Consider the following 18011-nt stretch of genomic DNA (forward strand, 5'->3'; position numbering starts at 1 on the left):
AATGAATCAGGACAATCTGATCGAAGTGCGTGACCTCGCCGTCGAATTCGGTTTCGGCGAGCGCGTGCACCGGGTCGTCGAAGGCGTGAGTTTCGACATCAAGCGTGGCGAAACCCTGGCGCTGGTCGGCGAATCCGGCTCGGGCAAATCGGTGACCGCGCACTCAATCCTGCGCCTGCTGCCCTACCCGATGGCCCGCCATCCGGCCGGCAGCATCAACTATGCCGGGCAAAACCTGCTGGGCCTGAGCGAGAAGACGATTCGCCACATTCGTGGTAATCGCATCGCGATGATCTTTCAGGAGCCGATGACCTCGCTGAATCCGCTGCATTCGATCGAGAAGCAGATCAACGAAGTGCTCGGCATCCACAAGGGCCTGACCGGCAAAGTCGCGACCAAGCGCACGCTGGAGCTGCTGGAGATGGTCGGCATCCCCGAGCCGCACAAGCGCCTCAAGGCTCTGCCCCACGAGCTGTCCGGTGGCCAGCGCCAGCGTGTGATGATCGCCATGGCCCTGGCCAACGAGCCGGAATTGTTGATTGCCGACGAACCGACCACGGCGCTGGATGTGACCGTTCAGCTGAAAATCCTCGATTTACTCAAGGAATTACAGGCCAGATTGGGCATGTCGCTGTTACTGATCAGTCACGATTTGAACCTGGTGCGAAGAATTGCGCATCGCGTATGTGTCATGCAGCGCGGTTGCATCGTCGAACAGGCATCGTGCGCAGAGCTGTTCCGTTCGCCGCAGCATCCGTACACTCGGGAATTGCTCGGCGCGGAACCCAGCGGAGGCCCGGCGAGCAATAAAATCGGCGCGCCGCTGCTTGAGGTCGAGGACCTGAAAGTCTGGTTCCCGATCAAGAAAGGCCTGCTCAAGCGCACGGTGGATCACGTCAAGGCAGTGGACGGTATCAATTTCAGCCTGCCTCAGGGCCAGACCCTGGGGATCGTGGGCGAAAGCGGTTCCGGCAAATCCACACTGGGTCTGGCGATTTTGCGGCTGATTGGCAGCAAAGGCGCGATCCGTTTTGAAGGCAAGCAGCTAGACTGCCTGACGCAGAACGAGGTTCGCCCGTTGCGGCGGGAAATGCAGGTGGTGTTTCAGGACCCGTTTGGCAGCCTGAGCCCGCGCATGTGTGTCAGCGATATCGTTGGCGAAGGCCTGCGGATTCACAAGATGGGCAGCGCCGAGGAACAAGAGGCGGCGATTATTGCGGCATTGAAGGAGGTAGGTCTGGATCCGGAAACCCGGCACCGCTACCCCCACGAATTTTCCGGTGGGCAACGGCAGCGAATCGCCATTGCCCGGGCTTTGGTGCTGAAACCGGCGCTGATCCTGCTGGACGAGCCGACGTCGGCCCTCGACCGGACGGTGCAGCGGCAAGTGGTGGAGCTGTTGCGTTCACTGCAAGCCAAGTACAACCTGACGTATTTGTTTATCAGCCATGATTTGGCTGTCGTCAAAGCGCTGAGCCACCAGCTGATGGTGGTCAAGCATGGCCAAGTGGTCGAACAGGGAGACGCGCAAAGTATTTTTGCCGCCCCCCAACATCCGTATACACAGCAGTTGCTGGAAGCCGCTTTTTTGGCACCAGCCACTGCGCAATAACCTGAAAGAGGAGCAACACATGGGTTTTCTCGCCGGTAAGCGCGTACTGATCGTCGGTGTCGCCAGCAAGCTGTCCATCGCATCCGGCATCGCTGCCGCCATGCATCGCGAGGGCGCTGAGCTTGCCTTCACTTATCAGAACGACAAACTGAAAGGTCGTGTTGAAGAATTCGCCCAAGGCTGGGGTTCGAGCCCTGAGCTGTGCTTCCCGTGCGACGTGGCCAGCGATGAAGAAATCGCCAAGGTCTTCGAAGCACTGAGCAAGAAGTGGGACGGCCTGGACTGCATCGTTCACTCCGTTGGTTTCGCTCCGGGCGACCAACTGGACGGCGACTTCACCGAAGCCACCACCCGTGACGGTTTCCGCATCGCGCACGACATCAGCGCCTACAGCTTCGTGGCCCTGGCCAAAGCCGGCCGCGAAATGATGAAAGGCCGCAACGGCAGCCTGCTGACCCTGTCGTACCTGGGCGCCGAGCGCACCATGCCGAACTACAACGTGATGGGCATGGCCAAGGCTTCGCTGGAAGCTGGCGTACGTTACCTGGCCGGCTCCCTGGGCCCGGACGGCACCCGCGTCAACTGCGTATCGGCTGGCCCGATCCGTACCCTGGCAGCCTCGGGCATCAAGAACTTCCGCAAGATGCTGGCCGCCAACGAAGCGCAAACCCCACTGCGTCGCAACGTCACCATCGACGAAGTCGGCAACGCCGGCGCCTTCCTGTGCTCCGACCTGGCGTCGGGCATCAGCGGCGAAATCATGTACGTCGACGGCGGCTTCAACACCACCGCCATGGGCAACATCGAAGAGTGATCTTCGGTTAGCCAATAAAAAACCCGCCTCTTCAGGCGGGTTTTTTTATGCCTGCAACACTGCCCCCTGTGGGAGCGAGCCTGCTCGCGAAGACGGTGTGTCAGTCACCGGAGATAATGCCTGTGCCGGCCTCTTCGCGAGCAGGCTCGCTCCCACATGGATTTGTGGTGAACCGGGATGTTTTGCACACCGAAGGACCTGTGGGAGCGAGCTTGCTCACGAAGAGGCCAGCACGTTCAACGGAGATGTTGCCTGACCGGACGCCTTCGCGAGCAAGCTCGCTCCCACATGGATTTGTGGTGAACCGGGATGTTTTGAACACCGAAAGACCTGTGGGAGTGAGCTTGCTCACGAAGAAGCCAGCACGTTCAACCGAGATGTTGCCTGACCGGACGCCTTCGCGAGCAAGCTCGCTCCCACATGGATTTGTGGTGAACCGGGATGTTTTGAACACCGAAGGACCCGTGGGAGTGAGCTTGCTCACGAAGAGGCCAGCACGTTCAACGGAGATGTTGCCTGACCGGACGCCTTCGCGAGCAAGCTCGCTCCCACATGGATTTGTGGTGAACCGGGATGTTTTGAACACCGAAAGACCTGTGGGAGTGAGCTTGCTCACGAAGAAGCCAGCACGTTCAACCGAGATGTTGCCTGACCGGACGCCTTCGCGAGCAAGCTCGCTCCCACATGGATTTGTGGTGAACCGGGATGTTTTGAACACCGAAGGACCCGTGGGAGTGAGCTTGCTCACGAAGAGGCCAGCACGTTCAACGGAGATGTTGCCTGACCGGACGCCTTCGCGAGCAAGCTCGCTCCCACATGGATTTGTGGTGAACCGGGATGTTTTGAACACCGAAGGACCCGTGGGAGTGAGCTTGCTCACGAAGAGGCCAGCACGTTCAACGGAGATGTTGCCTGACACTCCGCCTTCGCGAGCAAGCTCGCTCCCACATGGATTTGTGGTGAACCGGGATGTTTTGAACACCGAAGGACCCGTGGGAGTGAGCTTGCTCACGAAGAGGCCAGCACGTTCAACGGAGATGTTGCCTGACCGGACGCCTTCGCGAGCAAGCTCGCTCCCACATGGATTCGTGGTAAACCGGGATGTTTTGAACACCGAAGGACCTGTGGGAGTGAGCTTGCTCACGAAGAGGCCAGCACGTTCAACGGAGATGTTGCCTGACCGGACGCCTTCGCGAGCAAGCTCGCTCCCACATGGATTTGTGGTGAACCGGGATGTTTTGAACACCGAAGGACCCGTGGGAGTGAGCTTGCTCACGAAGAGGCCAGCACGTTCAACGGAGATGTTGCCTGACCGGACGCCTTCGCGAGCAAGCTCGCTCCCACATGGATTTGTGGTGAACCGGGATTTGAGAACACCCGACACCCCTGTAGGAGTGAGCCTGCTCGCGATAGCGCTGGGTCAGGCAATGAAGAGGTTGATGGCCGGACACTATCGCGAGCAGGCTCACGCCTACAAGCGATCTACGGTGCATTCGCTAACAACGCTTCAAGGCCTGCTTGTGCACATACATCGCGCTATCGGCATCCGCCAGCAGCCGATCCACGGTCTCATGGCGCTTGGCGTCATATTCGATCTGACCCACGCTAAAGCGAATCGCATAGCCCCGGTGCAAAGTGGCATTGCGCTCTTCGAGAATATCCTTGAGCCGCGCCATGATCGCCGTCGTTTCAATATGGCTGGAGCCGGTCAGCAGCGCAACGAACTCATCGCCACCGAGCCGCCCGACCACATCACTCTCGCGGAAGGCGATGCGCAGCACGTCGGCAAAAGTCTTCAGCGCACTGTCACCCTCGGCATGCCCATACAGATCGTTGATCTGCTTGAAGTCGTTAAGATCAAAAAACAGCAAGGTCGCCGGCCGTTCCAGCCGTGCGCAGGCGTCCAGCGCATGCTGCGCCAGTTGTTTGAAACCACGGCGATTGGACAGCAACGTCAATTCATCCATGCTCGCGATCTGCACAGCGGCCAACTCTTGCTCGGCCATTTCCGCCAGATCACGCAACAACGCGCGCTCTTCCTCGTCGAGGTCGCGGGGCTTGGTGTCGATCAGGCACAGCGTGCCCATTTTGTTGCCATTGGGCACAGTCAGCGGGTAACCGGCATAGAAGCGAATGTTCGGCGCGCCCGTCACCAACGGGTTGTCATGGAAGCGCACATCCTCGCGAGCGTCCGGCACCAACAGCAGGCCGTCGTTAAGAATCGCATGACCGCAGAACGAGACATCCCTCGGTGTCTCGCTGACATCCAGGCCCACGCACGACTTGAACCACTGCCGATTGGTGTCGACCAGCGTCACCAGTGCAATCGGCACATTGAACAGGCGTTTGGCCAACCGCGTCAGTCGGTCGAAACGTTCTTCAGGGGCGGAATCGAGCAGCTCAAGACCGTGCAACGCTTGAACGCGCGCCGTTTCATTCGCAGGTTTTCCTGGAACCAGCATCAGCACACTCCATTGGCAACAATGCTTCCAAGCGTAGCGCTAATTTGGCAATGGCTCACATTTGCGCCACCGGGCATGGCCCGCCCGCATCGGCCCAGAGCTTGAATTGCGTGACAAAAATATCGTGCGGTACTGGCACCGGCGCGCGCCCTGCCCCGGGATTCCAGCCCCACAGCACCAATTTGTCTTCGCTGACGTGCTTGATCAGTGCAGCAAAATCGCGATCGCCATTGCTCGAACGGTCCTTGATCATCGCGCATAGCTTGTCCGGCGGCAGGCCGATCCAGGCCATTTTGTGCGACGCCGGCGGCAGGCTCCAGTGCGGCGCACCCGGTGGTGCATGCGGGCCGTAACTGGCCGGCGGATTGTTTTCCGCGTGGCAGGTCGCGCAAGGCAAACCGGCAGCGCCCTTGCCGTCCATGCCGCGCACCACGTTCATCGCATGGGGAATGCCGGCGTCGAACTGCAACGGCGAATCACCGGGAATGTGGCAGTTCTGGCAGCGCGGACTCTGGAAGACTTTCTGTACGGTGGTGAAGGCTTTCAAGGCTTCCTGATCATCGGCAAACAGATCCGAGGCATAACCGCCCAGCCCCAGTAGAACCACCGTGCCCAACACTAGATGTCGTTTCATCTCACACCCCCGACAGTTGCAGCGGCAACTCGCGCAGACGTTGCCCGGTCAGGGCGAACACCGCGTTGGCCACGGCTGGCGCGGTCGGCGGCACACCGGCCTCGCCGATGCCGCCGGGTTTGTCGCTGCTGGGCACGATGTGCACCTCGACTACCGGCATCTCGTTGAGCCGCAGCACCTGATAATCGTGATAGTTGGACTGCACCACCGCGCCGTCCTTGAGCGTCAGCTTGCTGTGCAGCGCCATGCCCAGACCGAAAGTGATGCACGATTCCATCTGCGCCGCGATGCTCTGCGGGTTCACCGCAATCCCGCAGTCCACCGCACAGACCACGCGATGCACGCGAATTGCCAGATTGTCCTGCGACACCTCCGCGACCTGCGCCACGTAACTGCCGAATGACTCATGCACCGCCACGCCCAGCGCATGGCCGTCCGGCAACGGGGCTTTCCAGTTAGCCTTTTCCACCGCCAGATTGAGCACGCCCAAATGCCGAGGATGATCCTTGAGCAAGGTTCGTCGGTACTCGACCGGATCCTTGCCCGCCGCCGTGGCCATTTCATCGATCAGCGATTCCATGACAAAACCGGTATGGCTATGGCCAACCGAGCGCAGCCACAACACATTGATGCCTGTTTGCGGCGAATGCAGATCGACCTGATGATTGGCCAAGCCTTTGACGTAAGGACTGTCGGCAACGCCTTCGACCGAGGTCGGGTCGATGCCGTTTTTGACCATCGTCGCCTCCATCAACGTGCCGGTCATGATCGACTGACCGACCAGCACGTGCTGCCAGCTCGACGCCAAGCCATCAGCACCGAGGCCGATCTTCGCCTGATGCAGGAACATCGAACGGTAATAACCACCACGGATATCGTCTTCGCGCGACCACACGGTTTTCACCGGCATCGCGGCGGCTTTCGCCACTTGCACCGCCTCGGCGACGAAGTCTGATGTCGGGTTGGCCCGGCGCCCAAAACCACCGCCAAGGAATTCGGTGTGGATTTCCACCTGCTCCGGTTTCAGTCCGGTGATCTTGCCAGCGACCATTTGATCCAGCGTCTGGAATTGTGTGCCGGTCCAGATTTCGCATTTCTCGGCGCTGATTTTCACCGTGCAATTGAGCGGTTCCATCGGCGCATGAGCCAGATAAGGCACGCTGTATTCGACATCGATCTTCTTCGCCGCTTTGCCAAAACTGCCCTTGGCATCACCGGCCTGACTGGCTGACGTGCCTTGCGTGGCGGCCAGTTTGCGGAAACTCGCCAGCAATCTCTCGCTGCTCAGATCGGCATGCGGACCCAGATCCCAATCGATCTTCAGCGCATCGCGACCCAGTTTCGCCGCCCAGTAATGCTCGGCAATCACCGCCACGCCCGTCGGTACCTGCACCACTTTGTGTACGCCCGGCACCGCCAGCGCTTCAGCGCCTTCGAAAGATTTAACAGTGGCACCGAATACCGGTGGGCGCGCGACCATTGCGGTCATCAAGCCTTCAAACTGCACGTCCATGCCGAACTTGGCGCGGCCGGTGATTTTCTCCGGTGTGTCGAGGCGTTTGGTCGGTTTGCCAATGACTTTCCAGTCCTTGGCTTCCTTGAAGGTAATCGACTTCGGATCCGGCACCGGCAGTTGCCCGGCGGCATCCGCCAGCTCGCCATAAGTTGCACGTTTGTCACCGGCAATCACCACGCCCGATTCAGTGCGAATGGCCGATGGTGCCACCTCGAAGCGTTTCGCCGCCGCCTCAACCAGCATCTGCCGCGCGGTCGCGCCTGCCAGTCGATAGCGGTCAAATTCCATCCACGTCGACGTCGAGCCGCCGGTAATCTGCATGCCGCCAAAACCGGGCATGCCGTAATCCGCCGCCGACGCGGGTGAGTGCTCGACGCGGATCTTCGACCAATCGGCGTCCAGCTCTTCGGCAATCAACATGGTCAGGCCGGTCCAGATGCCTTGGCCCATCTCCGAATGCCCCAGCAAAACGGTGACGCTGTTGTCTGCTGCGATGCGCAAAAACGCATTCGGCGCGAAAACCTTGCCTTCATTCTCGGCCGCATAGGCAAACTTGTGGCCGCCAGGGACGACAAACGCCACCACCAGACCGCCGCCCAACACGGCGCTGCCCTTGAGAAAACCCCGACGCGATACAGGACTGTTCATCGCCTATCTCCCACAGATTGAATCAGCCGATTTCCGATGCACGCTTAACCGCTGCGCGAATGCGGGGATAGGTGCCGCAACGGCAGATATTGCCGGAGAGCGCCTGATCGATATCGCTGTCGGTGGGTTTGGGGATTTTCGCCAGCAGTGCCGCCGCAGACATGATCTGCCCCGACTGGCAGTAACCGCACTGCACCACGTCGAGTTCGGCCCAGGCTTGCTGCACCGGGTGCGAACCGTCGGTGGACAGCCCTTCGATGGTGAGAATTTTCTGGCCATGGGCCACGGCGGTCGCGGGCGTAATGCAGGCGCGCAACGGCGCCCCGTCAACGTGCACGGTGCAGGCCCCGCACTGGGCCATGCCGCAGCCGAATTTGGTACCGGTCAGGTGCGCGACATCGCGCAGGACCCAGAGCAACGGCATGTCCGCGGGGACATCGAGCTCCTGATCCTTGCCATTGATATTCAAGGTCAGCATCGGGGAAATTCCTCAGACTCACGGTGTTCTGAAGGGGCGCCGCTGTGGCCATCGATGCCTACGCGCGCCTCGGCTTATCCCTTTCAGCAAAGCCTAATTTGCGTACGAAGCCAGACGTTGCGACCACCGGTCATGCAGATGTCGGCTTTATACCTACAGTTGATAACGGCTCTCACCGAGCCTGCACAGTAGAAAACTCGTCATGAGCGAAACCGGTCCGCGATCACCGCGCGGGTTATCCATCAGATTGGTCTGGAGTTGCGAACATGGGATTTGTCACCAGCAAAGACGGCGTCGAGATTTTCTACAAAGACTGGGGCCCGAAAGACGCGCCAGTGATCCACTTCCACCACGGCTGGCCGCTCAGTTCCGACGATTGGGATGCGCAGATGCTGTTCTTCCAGGGCAAAGGCTTTCGGGTGGTTGCCCATGATCGGCGTGGGCATGGGCGTTCGAGTCAGGTCTGGGATGGCCACGATATGGATCATTACGCCGACGACACGCTGGCCGTGGTCAACCATCTGGGTCTGAAGAACGTCGTGCACGTCGGCCACTCGACCGGTGGCGGTGAGGTGATCCATTACATTGCCCGGCATGGTCAGGCCAACGTCGCCAAAGGTGTGTTGATCAGTGCGGTGCCACCGTTGATGGTGCAGACCGAGAGCAATCCGGGTGGGCTGCCGAAATCGGTGTTCGATGATTTTCAGGCGCAACTAGCGGCGAACCGGGCGCAGTTCTATCGGGACATTCCGACGGGGCCGTTTTATGGCTACAACCGGCCGGGTGCCACGCCATCGGAGGGGATTATTGCCAACTGGTGGCGTCAGGGCATGATTGGTGGGGCGAAAGCGCATTACGACGGGATCGTCGCGTTTTCACAGACGGATTTCACCGAGGACTTGAAGAAGGTCACCGTGCCGGTGCTGGTGATGCATGGCGAGGATGATCAGATTGTGCCGTATGCGGATTCGGGGCCGTTGTCGGCGAAGTTGCTGCCCAATGGCACGCTGAAGTCTTATCCGGGATTCCCGCACGGGATGCCGACGACGGAGGCCGAGACGATTAACGCCGATCTGCTGGCGTTTATTTGCGGTGAAGATCTGTAAGTTTATGCACTGCACCCTGTGGGAGCGAGCTTGCTCGCGAAAGCGTCATTACTTTCAATATTGATGTCGACTGACACGACGCCTTCGCGAGCAAGCTCGCTCCCACAGGGACTATGTGACATGCCAAAAATCCTCACTCCATTCCAAGTCCCAGAAGTTTTCTGCCCCCTCTACTCCTCTGTACGCTCCGTGCTCTCGCGATCACGCTCGTAGTGGTGAGCCAGTGGCAGCGCCGGCAGCCACGACTCGCGGCGGATGGTCCAGAGTTCGTAGGTGGGTTTGAACTGATTAGGCTCATCGAGCGATCCGACGTTGACCTCTACTTCATCTTCCGAACGCGCGAACACCGGAGAGCCGCAGCGCGGACAGAAAAAGCGCCCGTTATAGTCGCGGGTTTCGCCGGTGACTTTCAGCGCATCCTCGGGAAATATGGCCGAGGTGTGAAAGAGCGCGCCGTGGCGTTTGCGGCAGTCGAGGCAGTGGCAGATGCCGACTCGGTAGGGCTGACCCGTCACTTCGAAACGGACATCGCCGCATAGGCAACCGCCGGTCAATCGATCCATGTCGCACCTCCTCTGCTCGACCTCGAATTACAGATCGTCCAAATCGGGAAAGGCAATCCTGCCCAACGTCCAAGGACCAACAATCTGGCAATGCACATTGCGCAGAAATGAGCCCCACTCGCTTCGGTTATGCGCATCCGGGCCGGTGACCGTCAGTAACAGATATTCATCCCGAAACGCGTCATAGGCATAGATCAGCCAAAAGTCATTATCAGCATCGTCAACCAACACAGTGCGGTAATACTGACGATTTATTTTTGCCCATCGAGCTTGCAGTGACGAAGTACTGGCAAGGTGGATATGGTGCATATCGGTCAGATCGAGTCGTTCGTCACGCCCGAAAATCCCGGGTAATTCACCGCACACCTTGTAGTTATAAAAATGTGCAGCGAAGTTTTGCCAGTTAGTGATTTGTTCAAAAAGCGCAGAAATCTTGATGGCTGGCATTCAGGCCTACTTTGTAATAGGTAGCCTGCCAGTGATCACAAATTTATCGAACACTTTCTGCCCATCACGCGCGGCTTGCCGAACATCAAGGAATGTCAGCTCATCACGAACTTCCTTTTTGTTAGGTTTGTCGGTCTTTCTGGTGGTGGCCATCGGAGCCTCCGAAGGATGTGTATTCATGCTGACCAGCTTAAGTGATTAAGTTTTGACCGGCAAACGATAGGATCTTGTTTCAAGGCAGACAAGTCGGCGGATTCTTGCAGATCTGTAGGTCATTACACCCAAAATTGTAGTCCGTAAAACTCCTGAATTTGGATCTCATTGCTCGGCAATGCACATGTTTAAACGTCATCCGGTTATCGCGTTTAAAGCACACAAACCGTTACGCCATCCTCCCTACAACACCTTGCGTCGTTACCTACGCGTACGCCAGAATCCGCCGGCTTACACGGCTATGGGCCGGGCTATATCGTTTGCCTGTCACTGCAAAACAGTGATCGGGTTTGGTAGCCCGCGTCGGTACCGCCGTATGGCGCCACCTTATTCAGTCTCTTTATTCGCGGCTGTGTTTTATATGGTGGACATGCGTGGGGCTCATTCGTGAGCGCCGGGTTTCCGTATCGACCGGTCTACCAACCCGCGCATGGCCGCCACCCTTCGTTTGGTAGCGAGAGTGATGGCTCCTATTTATATCGATACGAGACTTCATCTATGTTCAAAATTACGCCCAACCCACCACAAACCGATCCAATTCCCCACGATCCGTCACTTGACCCGCAAAAGGTCAAAGAGGCCACCAACCGCGCCCTCGACTACTACCTCCGGCCCGAAGCACTAGGGGCGCCGCCAAGCTCACCCAAGTTTCGCCCGGTCTATTTGGTCGACCCCACGCTGGATGAAGAAACCCTGCTGGTCGAAGCCTGTGAGTCGCTTTCCTACGCCCACTCCATGGCCGGCAACATCGCCAACTCTATAGGCGGCCCGGAGCGCAAACCGCTGCTGGCGCTGCAACAGGTGATCATGCTGAACGAGCTGCTGGTCAATCGCCTGCTGGACAAGCTGCGCGTACCAAAGTAGTCACCCAAACGAATGAGTGCAGGGTTACCCCCTTCACTCATTCCGTGGATTGATGAGCAGAATTCATCAAGCCATCCCGATTTACCCGTCTAGTCCTCACCAGCCACCTCGCTTACTGTGCTCCCCACGCCCAACGGGAGATCGACATGCACAAGCGCACACTCGGCAACCGTTCACTCGAAGTATCCGCACTCGGCCTTGGCTGCATGGGCCTGAACCATGGTTATGGCCCGACCACGGATACTCAGGACATCGCAGCACCGCAAAGCATGGAGCCTTTCACGATGGCCACTGACACACGCAGCAGCGCTGCCCTCCCCGCACTCATGGCGTTCTGCCTGAGCGTTGGGTCGATGTTCAGCGCTACCACTCAAGCAGCCGAGGCACCGCAATCCATGACTACTCCGCAAACCACCGCACAGGCCCTGTCGAGCAAACAACAGACGATTCCACTGATTGCCGCGTTCATGGCGACCAGCGACATGCCCAACCTCAACTCGACGCTCAACCAGGCACTCGACGCCGGCCTGACCATCAGCGAAACCCGGGAAATTCTCGTGCAGCTCTACGCCTATGTGGGTTTCCCGCGCAGCCTCAATGCCTTGAACGAGCTGATGACCGTGGTGCAGGCACGCAAACAACGCGGCATCGAAGATGCGCCGGGGCGTGAGCCGGGCCGGGCGATTCCAGTTGGGGATGAACTGCTGGCCAGCGGCACCGCGAATCAAACGAAAATTTCGGGCGCCCCGGTCAAAGGCCCGGTGTTCGAGTTCGCCCCGGTTATCAACCGGTTCCTGCAAACCCACCTGTTCGGCGACATCTTCGAGCGCGACAACCTTGACTGGCAAAGCCGTGAACTGGCGACTGTCGGGGCCCTGGCAGCGACGCCGGGCGTGGAATCGCAACTGCGCGCACATATGGCGGCAAGCCTGCGCGTCGGGCTCAGCGCGGCACAGTTGGCCGAGGTCACTGAGCTGCTGAAAAAGCACGGTGATGCGCAAACCGCCGAGCGTGCAAATGCAGCGCTCAAAGAGGCTTTGGCGGCTTCGAAAAAATGACCGAAAAATGAGCCTGATATCGATTTCTCAAAAAATCGGCGTTCGGAGTTGTGTGGGTGCGCTGATCTACAAACCCTGGCTTGCGATCAGCGTCCATACTGTGGTTTTTCAGAAGTCGGGACACCGCCATGCCTTCCCCCGAAACCAGCCTTTTGCAGAGCTGGCACGACAACGCTGATGCCTGGATCGAAGTGATCCGCAGTGGTGCTATCGAAAGCCGTCAGCAGGTGACCGATCAGGCGATTCTGCTGGCGATCATGAGCCGGCAGCCGCAGCGTGTGCTCGACCTCGGCTGTGGTGAAGGCTGGTTGTTGCGGGCGCTGGCGGATCGCGGGATTGAGGCAGTCGGTGTGGATGGCGATGCGCGGCTTATTGAAGCGGCGCGTTTGGCGGGGGCGGCGCGGGTGCATGTCGCCAGCTATGACACGCTGGTCGATGAGACGGTCGACATCGGTCGCGACTACGATCTGGTTTGCGCCAACTTCTCGCTGCTGCATCAGGACATTATTCCGCTGCTTGCGGCGATGCATACATTGCTGGTTCCCGGCGGCGCGCTGGTCATTCAGACCTTGCATCCGTGGGCTGTGGCGGCAGGCGATTATCAGGATGGCTGGCGCGAAGAATCCTTCGCCGGGTTCAAAGGCCAGTGGCAGCCGATGCCGTGGTATTTCCGCACGTTATCGAGTTGGCTGAATGCGCTGGATATGGCCGGGGTCCAACTCGTCAGCCTGCAAGAGCCACAACACCCACAAAGTCCGCTGCCGCAGTCATTGCTGATGGTTGCCGAGCGCCGCTGAAATTTCAGAAACACCACCACACTGTGGGAGCGAGCTTGCTCGCGAAAGCGGTGTGTCAGGCAACGCAGATTCCGACTTTGCCGACGCCTTCGCGAGCAAGCTCGCTCCCACAGGGAACTATGCGGTTTGCGGGATCACCTGCGGACCACGGATGCGGTATTGCGCCAGCAGGCGCATGACGTAGCCGATCTTGATCAGGGTCGGGCCGAGGATGGTCAGCGAATGCATCGCCACCAGCAGCGCAATCGGCATGTGGCCGTTGTAGAGATATGCGCCGTAGATGCCGGCCAGCAACATGAGCAGACCAGCAACGAGGATTTTGCTCGAAAGGTGCAGAACGTTCAGCGGGCTTTCAAAGAAAGTGAGCATGGTGGCGTACTCCTGAGCGGTTCGTTTAGGTCAGTTGAGTACATCAAGTCTCGTGCCAAATTTTTAATTCAATAGAATCAGTTAGTTGCACGATAACAAGTCAATTTGACACAAGCCAGACATAGTCAATTCGACCTGAAACCTTGTCATTACGACTACAGCAAGGCACGAAAGGAAACGCCGATCTGCGGCTCGGTGTCTCCGTCGTCGGGATTTCCAATGCTCGGCAATTGTCGATCTACGGCATCGGCAATCGACCAAGGACTGACTACGCTGTAAATCCTGCGTGTCTAACCTGCCGAGGATGACTGCCATGCAACGCTTTCAAAAGCTCACGCCCTGCCTGTGGTTCGACGATCAGGCCGAAGCCGCCGCGAAGTTCTATTGCTCGATCTTCGATCACTCGAAAATCACCGGCCTGACCCACTACAGCAAGGTCGGCCAGGAATTTCACGGCAAGCCGGAAGGTGCGGTGATGACCGTCAGTTTCGAACTCGATGGCCAGACCTTCACCGGCCTCAACGGTGGGCCGATGTTTAAGTTCAGCGAGGCGATCTCCTTTCAGGTCAACTGCCAGAACCAGGAAGAAGTCGACCATTTCTGGGGCAATTTGTCGGAGGGTGGCCCCGTCGAAGCCCAGCAATGCGGTTGGCTCAAGGACAAGTTCGGCGTGTCGTGGCAGATCGTGCCGGTGGCGTTCATGCAGATGATGCTGGATGCCGACACCAGCAAATCGCAGCGAGCGATGCAGGCCATGTTCACGATGAAAAAACTCGACATTGCCGAACTCGAACGGGCCTTTGCCGGCCAGAGCTAATACACTGGCGCCCTGGCCTGCCGGGAATAACAACGATGAAACACGCTGCCGCCAAACACCCTGAAAAAGCCCCGCGCTTCTGGCGTGACGCGGCGCTGCCGTTCATTGAAGCGCGGGCCATCGCCGATGGCCGCGAGGTCTGCTACGCCCGGCATTCCCATGCGCATTTTTCCATTGGCGCGATCACCGCCGGGCGCAGTACTTATGTGCATGAACAGGCGCAGTTCGAGGTCGCGGCGGGCACCGTGGTGCTGATGAATCCCGGCGATGTACATGCGTGTAATCCGATCGATGATCAGCCGTGGTCGTATGTGATGCTGTACGTCGAGACGCCGTGGCTGACGGATTTGCAGCATCAGTTGGGCTTTGCCGGTGATCTTGAGTTGCGGCGTTTTTCCACCACACACCTTGATGACACTGCGCTGTTCAACGAACTGAACGGGCTGTATCAAACGTTAGTCGACCCGCAACAGGATGTGCTACGCAAACAGAGTGCAGCAGTAGAGTTTTTCAGTGATCTGCAACTGCTCCTCAACCCTGCCGGACCTTCGTTGCGCGAACCCAATTTCAAACTGGAACGCGCTGCCGATTTCATCCGCGAGCACTGCACCGAGGTACTGAACCTCGACGACATCTGTGCAGCAGCACAACTGTCACCGTCCTACCTGATCCGCGCCTTCAAACAGCATTACGGCATGACGCCCCACGCGTTTCTGGTCAACCAACGCATCCAGTTCGCCCGCGAGCGTTTGCGCGGCGGGCAGTTGATTGCGGATGTGGCGCTGGAAGCCGGGTTTGCCGATCAGGCGCATTTTCAGCGGGCGTTCAAACAACATCTGGCGGCAACACCCGGGCAATATCGCGGCTGACACCTCATCTGAAACTCAACACTGCCCCCTGTGGGAGCGAGCTTGCTCGCGAATGCGGTTGAACAGTCAGCACATCCATTGACTGACACAGCGCCTTCGCGAGCAAGCTCGCTCCCACAGGGTCAGATGACACGTCGCTGGCCAACACATTCAGATATTGACATATCGGTAAATTCCGATATCGTCGCGGCATGGAACTACTCGAAATCTTCAAAGCCCTCTCGAACCGTACGCGCCTGGAAATCCTCAAAGGCTTGAAGGATCCCGAGAAACACTTTCCTCCCCAGGACGAAGGTGACGTGCATACGGTGGGCGTTTGCGTCAGCAGTATTCAGGAAGGCGTCGGGCTGTCGCAGTCGACGGTGTCCGATTACCTGGCGACGCTGCAACGCGCCGGCCTGGTCGAAGTCAGGCGTATTGGGCAGTGGACCTATTACAAACGCAACGAAGCTGCGATCAGCGCGCTGGCCGAGATCATCGGCAGCGAGCTGTAATTTTTTACCCCATGATATCGAGATTTCCCGATATCCCTTTTTACCGAAACGAGGCAATGCAATGAAAGCGATGATCCTTACATCATTTGGCGGCGCGCAATCGTTCGAACTGTGCGACGTGCCCAAACCAGAGCCACAAGCCGGAGAAGTACTGGTACGGGTGCACGCGACCTCCATCAACCCGCTGGATTATCAGGTGCGCCGTGGCGACTATGCCGGTCTGGTGCCCCTCCCCGCCATCACCGGGCACGACGTCTCTGGCGTTGTCGAAGCGGTCGGCCCGGGGGTGACGGCGTTCGTGCCGGGTGACGAAGTCTGGTACACCCCGCAAATATTCGACGGTCCGGGCAGTTACGCCGAGTACCACGTGGCGGCCGAAACCATTGTCGGGAAAAAGCCTGCCACGTTGAGCCACCTTGAAGCGGCAAGCCTGAGTCTGGTTGGCGGCACGGCGTGGGAAGCGCTGGTCGTGCGGGCGGCGCTCAGAGTCGGTGAGAACATTCTGATTCATGGCGGTGCGGGCGGTGTCGGTCATGTCGCAATTCAACTGGCCAAAGCCATCGGCGCGAAGGTCTTCACTACCGTGCGTGAAGGCAATTTCGAGTTCGCCAAGCAGATGGGCGCCGATGTGCTGATCGATTACGAAAAGGAAGATTACGTCGAAGCGATCCTGCGGGAAACCGCTGGCCGCGGCGTCGATGTGGTGTTCGACACCATCGGCGGCAACACCTTGACGCGCAGCCCCGACGCCCTCGCACAGCTTGGCCGCGTGGTATCAATCGTAGACCTTGCCCAGCCACAGAACCTGATGCAGGCCTGGGGCAAGAACGCCAGTTACCACTTCGTGTTCACCCGACAGAATCGCGGCAAGCTCGACGAGTTGAGTGCGTTGATTGCGAACGGGCAGTTGCGCCCACACGTTGGCGCAGTCTATGCGCTGGCCGACATCGGCCTCGCCCACACCCGGCTGGAGACGCCCAACAACGGCGTTCAAGGGAAGATCGCGATTGCCGTCGCGCCGTCGCCCGAACTCGCCAATCGCTGAATTCAGTCCCGAGGAGAACATCATGGTTTACGAGATCGCTCTGCTACCCGTTCACAAAGAACAAACTGAAGCGTTTCGGCGTGCGTTTACCGAGGTCGAGCCACTGCTCATGCGCGCGCAGGGTTACGGCGGCCACATGCTCGCGTCAGGGATAGAAACGCCTGAGGTGTTCAATTTGATTGTGCGCTGGCAATCGCTTGAGGATCACACGCCGGGGTTTGAAGCGAGTGAGGACCATCGGTTGTTCATGCTGGGTCTGGAGAACTATTTTTCCGAGGAGCCGAAGGTTTATCACATTGAAGGCGGTGCCTTTCAGCAGCCGTTCAACTAATCTGCGGCAGTGACGCCCGATCAATGTGGGAGCGAGCTTGCTCGCGAATGCGGTGGAACAGTCAGCACATCCATTAACTGACACACCGCTTTCGCGAGCAAGCTCGCTCCCACAGGGTCAAGTGAACAACAAGTAAATTGCGCTGACGGCCAACAACCCCGCCATCACCCGATTGAACCAGCGCATCCCCGCCGCATTGCTCAGATACCCACGCAAAAACGTCCCGGCATACACCCAGCAGCCGACCGACAGATAACAGATCACCAGATACACCGCTGCAAACTGCCACACCAGCCGCGCCTCGCCATCGGCGACAAACGCGCCCATACCCGCGACGCATGCCAGCCAGGCTTTCGGGTTGAGCCATTGCATCACGGCGCCATACAGCATCGATGGCGCCCGCCCTGACTCACCGGCATTCAACTGCCCGTCATCCATGGCCAGTTTCCACGCCATGAACAGCAGAAACGCCACGCCGGCCAGTTGCACCACGCGGGTCATGAATGGCCAGAGTTTCAGCACCTCGTGCAGACCCAGGCCCATCAACACCAGCAACAGCACAAACCCCAGCGTCGCTCCGGCAACATGCCGCTGACTGGCGCGAAAACCGAACTGCGCCCCGGAGCTCAACGCCACGACATTCACCGGCCCCGGCGTGATGGACGCCGCCAGCGCAAACGCCGCCATGGAAACAATCAGACTCATCGCACACCTGCTTCAAATCGAGGAACAAGGTGCTCACGGTAGCGAGCACCCGGTCCTCGGTATTGAAGAAAATGCCCCTGTGATCCTGATCGCTCCCACGCTCTGCGTGGGAATGTAGCCCGGGACGCTCCGCGTCCCTTCCAGAGCCGAACGCAGAGCGTCCGTTGAG

21 protein-coding genes are annotated in these 18011 nt (G+C 58.8%); 11 read left to right on the forward strand and 10 right to left on the reverse strand.

The window, feature by feature from the left end; translation table 11 throughout:
• The first annotated feature begins 1 nt into the window (after nt 1).
• A complete protein-coding gene (locus CLU80_RS01045) occupies nt 2-1612 on the forward strand; it encodes an ABC transporter ATP-binding protein (RefSeq protein ID WP_007910589.1) in 1611 nt (536 codons plus the stop codon).
• A gap of 19 nt (nt 1613-1631) precedes the next feature.
• Nucleotides 1632-2426: an enoyl-ACP reductase FabI gene (gene fabI, locus CLU80_RS01050; RefSeq protein ID WP_007910591.1), complete on the forward strand. Its 795-nt coding sequence runs from the start codon at nt 1632-1634 to the stop codon at nt 2424-2426.
• A gap of 100 nt (nt 2427-2526) precedes the next feature.
• On the opposite strand, the gene CLU80_RS30090 is transcribed toward fabI, so the two are convergent.
• The 5 genes from CLU80_RS30090 to CLU80_RS01080 all read right to left on the reverse strand — a co-directional run bounded on the left by CLU80_RS30090 (nt 2527) and on the right by CLU80_RS01080 (nt 8164).
• Nucleotides 2527-3408, reverse strand: coding sequence for a hypothetical protein (locus CLU80_RS30090; RefSeq protein ID WP_286079687.1), 882 nt, complete (start codon nt 3406-3408; stop codon nt 2527-2529).
• Between the two features lie 514 nt (nt 3409-3922).
• Nucleotides 3923-4888: a GGDEF domain-containing protein gene (locus CLU80_RS01065; RefSeq protein ID WP_099756513.1), complete on the reverse strand. Its 966-nt coding sequence runs from the start codon at nt 4886-4888 to the stop codon at nt 3923-3925.
• Nucleotides 4889-4943: 55 nt separating this feature from the next.
• Nucleotides 4944-5522, reverse strand: a complete 579-nt coding sequence (locus CLU80_RS01070) for a hypothetical protein (RefSeq protein ID WP_099756514.1) — start codon at nt 5520-5522, stop codon at nt 4944-4946.
• Nucleotide 5523: 1 nt separating this feature from the next.
• Entirely contained in the window at nt 5524-7686 is a 2163-nt protein-coding gene (locus CLU80_RS01075) for a xanthine dehydrogenase family protein molybdopterin-binding subunit (RefSeq protein WP_099756515.1), read from the reverse strand.
• Between the two features lie 22 nt (nt 7687-7708).
• Nucleotides 7709-8164, reverse strand: coding sequence for a (2Fe-2S)-binding protein (locus CLU80_RS01080; RefSeq protein WP_003224136.1), 456 nt, complete (start codon nt 8162-8164; stop codon nt 7709-7711).
• 266 nt (nt 8165-8430) lie between these two features.
• Here CLU80_RS01080 and CLU80_RS01085 point away from each other — a divergent pair, with 266 nt between their 5' ends.
• On the forward strand, nt 8431-9270 hold the full coding sequence (locus CLU80_RS01085) for an alpha/beta fold hydrolase (protein WP_099756516.1): 840 nt from the start codon (nt 8431-8433) through the stop codon (nt 9268-9270).
• A 170-nt stretch (nt 9271-9440) separates the two neighbouring features.
• Here the strand turns inward: CLU80_RS01085 and CLU80_RS01090 are convergent, their stop codons facing one another.
• Genes CLU80_RS01090 through CLU80_RS30095 form a run of 3 tightly spaced genes read right to left on the reverse strand, consistent with a single transcriptional unit; the run spans nt 9441 to nt 10433 of the window.
• Nucleotides 9441-9833 (reverse strand): GFA family protein, encoded by a 393-nt coding sequence (locus CLU80_RS01090; RefSeq protein ID WP_099756517.1) that lies wholly within the window; start codon nt 9831-9833, stop codon nt 9441-9443.
• Between the two features lie 27 nt (nt 9834-9860).
• On the reverse strand, nt 9861-10280 hold the full coding sequence (locus tag CLU80_RS01095; RefSeq protein ID WP_093442506.1) for a type II toxin-antitoxin system YafO family toxin: 420 nt from the start codon (nt 10278-10280) through the stop codon (nt 9861-9863).
• 6 nt (nt 10281-10286) lie between these two features.
• Nucleotides 10287-10433: a hypothetical protein gene (locus CLU80_RS30095; RefSeq protein ID WP_163004822.1), complete on the reverse strand. Its 147-nt coding sequence runs from the start codon at nt 10431-10433 to the stop codon at nt 10287-10289.
• Between the two features lie 558 nt (nt 10434-10991).
• Between CLU80_RS30095 and CLU80_RS01100 the strand changes: the two genes are divergently transcribed.
• From CLU80_RS01100 to CLU80_RS01110, 3 genes are all read left to right on the forward strand, one after another.
• Nucleotides 10992-11357 (forward strand): DUF6124 family protein, encoded by a 366-nt coding sequence (locus CLU80_RS01100; protein ID WP_093442511.1) that lies wholly within the window; start codon nt 10992-10994, stop codon nt 11355-11357.
• A 146-nt stretch (nt 11358-11503) separates the two neighbouring features.
• On the forward strand, nt 11504-12415 hold the full coding sequence (locus CLU80_RS01105; protein ID WP_286079688.1) for a carboxymuconolactone decarboxylase family protein: 912 nt from the start codon (nt 11504-11506) through the stop codon (nt 12413-12415).
• A 128-nt stretch (nt 12416-12543) separates the two neighbouring features.
• On the forward strand, nt 12544-13212 hold the full coding sequence (locus CLU80_RS01110) for a class I SAM-dependent methyltransferase (RefSeq protein ID WP_099756518.1): 669 nt from the start codon (nt 12544-12546) through the stop codon (nt 13210-13212).
• Between the two features lie 117 nt (nt 13213-13329).
• Here CLU80_RS01110 and CLU80_RS01120 read toward each other — a convergent pair whose 3' ends face one another.
• Nucleotides 13330-13581: a transmembrane sensor/regulator PpyR gene (locus tag CLU80_RS01120; RefSeq protein WP_099756519.1), complete on the reverse strand. Its 252-nt coding sequence runs from the start codon at nt 13579-13581 to the stop codon at nt 13330-13332.
• A 313-nt stretch (nt 13582-13894) separates the two neighbouring features.
• Here CLU80_RS01120 and CLU80_RS01125 point away from each other — a divergent pair, with 313 nt between their 5' ends.
• The 5 genes from CLU80_RS01125 (at nt 13895) to CLU80_RS01150 (ending at nt 17137) form a co-directional block, all read left to right on the forward strand.
• Nucleotides 13895-14398, forward strand: coding sequence for a VOC family protein (locus CLU80_RS01125; RefSeq protein ID WP_099756520.1), 504 nt, complete (start codon nt 13895-13897; stop codon nt 14396-14398).
• A gap of 35 nt (nt 14399-14433) precedes the next feature.
• Entirely contained in the window at nt 14434-15267 is an 834-nt protein-coding gene (locus CLU80_RS01130) for a helix-turn-helix transcriptional regulator (protein WP_099756521.1), read from the forward strand.
• A 191-nt stretch (nt 15268-15458) separates the two neighbouring features.
• On the forward strand, nt 15459-15761 hold the full coding sequence (locus tag CLU80_RS01140; protein ID WP_077572353.1) for an ArsR/SmtB family transcription factor: 303 nt from the start codon (nt 15459-15461) through the stop codon (nt 15759-15761).
• A gap of 61 nt (nt 15762-15822) precedes the next feature.
• Nucleotides 15823-16806, forward strand: a complete 984-nt coding sequence (locus tag CLU80_RS01145; RefSeq protein ID WP_099756522.1) for a zinc-dependent alcohol dehydrogenase family protein — start codon at nt 15823-15825, stop codon at nt 16804-16806.
• 22 nt (nt 16807-16828) lie between these two features.
• Nucleotides 16829-17137: an antibiotic biosynthesis monooxygenase family protein gene (locus CLU80_RS01150; protein ID WP_099756523.1), complete on the forward strand. Its 309-nt coding sequence runs from the start codon at nt 16829-16831 to the stop codon at nt 17135-17137.
• A 117-nt stretch (nt 17138-17254) separates the two neighbouring features.
• On the opposite strand, the gene CLU80_RS01155 is transcribed toward CLU80_RS01150, so the two are convergent.
• Nucleotides 17255-17842, reverse strand: a complete 588-nt coding sequence (locus tag CLU80_RS01155) for a LysE family translocator (protein WP_099756524.1) — start codon at nt 17840-17842, stop codon at nt 17255-17257.
• Nucleotides 17843-18011 lie beyond the last annotated feature (169 nt).

The sequence above is a fragment of the Pseudomonas sp. 29 genome, assembly GCF_002754355.1.
Taxonomy (GTDB): domain Bacteria; phylum Pseudomonadota; class Gammaproteobacteria; order Pseudomonadales; family Pseudomonadaceae; genus Aquipseudomonas; species Aquipseudomonas neuropathica.

What these genes read in the sequence shown, in the direction of transcription:
- CLU80_RS01120 (WP_099756519.1), bottom strand. Translation starts at nt 13,581, where the DNA reads ATGCTCACTTTCTTTGAAAGCCCGCTGAACGTTCTGCACCTTTCGAGC.
- CLU80_RS01110 (WP_099756518.1), top strand. Translation starts at nt 12,544, where the DNA reads ATGCCTTCCCCCGAAACCAGCCTTTTGCAGAGCTGGCACGACAACGCT.
- CLU80_RS01150 (WP_099756523.1), top strand. Translation starts at nt 16,829, where the DNA reads ATGGTTTACGAGATCGCTCTGCTACCCGTTCACAAAGAACAAACTGAA.
- fabI (WP_007910591.1), top strand. Translation starts at nt 1,632, where the DNA reads ATGGGTTTTCTCGCCGGTAAGCGCGTACTGATCGTCGGTGTCGCCAGC.
- CLU80_RS01145 (WP_099756522.1), top strand. Translation starts at nt 15,823, where the DNA reads ATGAAAGCGATGATCCTTACATCATTTGGCGGCGCGCAATCGTTCGAA.
- CLU80_RS01080 (WP_003224136.1), bottom strand. Translation starts at nt 8,164, where the DNA reads ATGCTGACCTTGAATATCAATGGCAAGGATCAGGAGCTCGATGTCCCC.
- CLU80_RS01130 (WP_099756521.1), top strand. Translation starts at nt 14,434, where the DNA reads ATGAAACACGCTGCCGCCAAACACCCTGAAAAAGCCCCGCGCTTCTGG.
- CLU80_RS01105 (WP_286079688.1), top strand. Translation starts at nt 11,504, where the DNA reads ATGCACAAGCGCACACTCGGCAACCGTTCACTCGAAGTATCCGCACTC.
- CLU80_RS30095 (WP_163004822.1), bottom strand. Translation starts at nt 10,433, where the DNA reads ATGGCCACCACCAGAAAGACCGACAAACCTAACAAAAAGGAAGTTCGT.
- CLU80_RS01085 (WP_099756516.1), top strand. Translation starts at nt 8,431, where the DNA reads ATGGGATTTGTCACCAGCAAAGACGGCGTCGAGATTTTCTACAAAGAC.
- CLU80_RS01045 (WP_007910589.1), top strand. Translation starts at nt 2, where the DNA reads ATGAATCAGGACAATCTGATCGAAGTGCGTGACCTCGCCGTCGAATTC.
- CLU80_RS01140 (WP_077572353.1), top strand. Translation starts at nt 15,459, where the DNA reads ATGGAACTACTCGAAATCTTCAAAGCCCTCTCGAACCGTACGCGCCTG.
- CLU80_RS01070 (WP_099756514.1), bottom strand. Translation starts at nt 5,522, where the DNA reads ATGAAACGACATCTAGTGTTGGGCACGGTGGTTCTACTGGGGCTGGGC.
- CLU80_RS01090 (WP_099756517.1), bottom strand. Translation starts at nt 9,833, where the DNA reads ATGGATCGATTGACCGGCGGTTGCCTATGCGGCGATGTCCGTTTCGAA.
- CLU80_RS01125 (WP_099756520.1), top strand. Translation starts at nt 13,895, where the DNA reads ATGCAACGCTTTCAAAAGCTCACGCCCTGCCTGTGGTTCGACGATCAG.
- CLU80_RS01065 (WP_099756513.1), bottom strand. Translation starts at nt 4,888, where the DNA reads ATGCTGGTTCCAGGAAAACCTGCGAATGAAACGGCGCGCGTTCAAGCG.
- CLU80_RS01075 (WP_099756515.1), bottom strand. Translation starts at nt 7,686, where the DNA reads ATGAACAGTCCTGTATCGCGTCGGGGTTTTCTCAAGGGCAGCGCCGTG.
- CLU80_RS01155 (WP_099756524.1), bottom strand. Translation starts at nt 17,842, where the DNA reads ATGAGTCTGATTGTTTCCATGGCGGCGTTTGCGCTGGCGGCGTCCATC.
- CLU80_RS01100 (WP_093442511.1), top strand. Translation starts at nt 10,992, where the DNA reads ATGTTCAAAATTACGCCCAACCCACCACAAACCGATCCAATTCCCCAC.
- CLU80_RS01095 (WP_093442506.1), bottom strand. Translation starts at nt 10,280, where the DNA reads ATGCCAGCCATCAAGATTTCTGCGCTTTTTGAACAAATCACTAACTGG.